1 protein-coding gene and 1 pseudogene are annotated in these 652 nt (G+C 40.5%); both read left to right on the top strand.

The window, feature by feature from the left end:
• Positions 1–107: pseudogene (locus AOG26_RS21015) on the top strand (aquaporin); the annotation flags it as partial.
• Between the two features lie 11 nt (positions 108–118).
• Positions 119–511 carry an aquaporin gene (locus AOG26_RS21130; protein ID WP_054564109.1) on the top strand — a complete coding sequence of 131 codons (393 nt, stop codon included), beginning with the start codon at positions 119–121 and terminating at the stop codon, positions 509–511.
• Positions 512–652: the final 141 nt, after the last annotated feature.

Below are 652 nucleotides of genomic sequence, written 5' to 3'. Positions count from 1 at the left end.
TCGTAGGGGGAATAGCTATTTCGCAACTCTGGCTCTTCTGGGTTGCTCCAATTGTCGGAGCAATTATTGCTGCTATTGTTTGGAAATACGTATTTGAGGAAAAATAGTAACGGTTTTTATGATTTACACCGAAGGAGGCATGTATGCCCCCTTACTTCATATCACAAGCGGCAATAAGAAAATACCCACCAGTATAATTAATGCTACCAATCCTAAATATACTATGCTGCTCCATGCCAGCACTTTACGCCCGTCAAGTACACTTATAGGTAACATATTAAACCCTGCCAATGCTAAATTAATTCTCACTCCGAAAAGACCGATCTCATGTAAAAACCCTGTATCAAATAGAAGCGGCATGAATACAAAGGCCAGAAATAAATTTACCAGGGGTCCGGCAATTTTCGTAGGGGGAATAGCTATTTCGCAACTCTGGCTCTTCTGGGTTGCTCCAATTGTCGGAGCAATTATTGCTGCTATTGTTTGGAAATACGTATTTGAGGAAAAATAGTAACGGTTTTTATGATTTACACCGAAGGAGGCATGTATGCCCCCTTACTTCATATCACAAGCGGCAATAAGAAAATACCCACCAGTATAATTAATGCTACCAATCCTAAATATACTATGCTGCTCCATGCCAGCACTTTAC

The sequence above is a fragment of the Pseudoalteromonas sp. UCD-33C genome (genome assembly GCF_001306895.1).
In the GTDB taxonomy this organism is placed as follows: Bacteria; Pseudomonadota; Gammaproteobacteria; order Enterobacterales; family Alteromonadaceae; genus Pseudoalteromonas.
Note: the sequence above shows the minus strand (reverse complement) of the source record. Positions and strands in the feature narration are given on the sequence as shown.

Bases quoted from the DNA above. Each gene is read 5' to 3' on its own strand.
- AOG26_RS21130 (WP_054564109.1), top strand. From the start codon at position 119: ATGATTTACACCGAAGGAGGCATGTATGCCCCCTTACTTCATATCACA.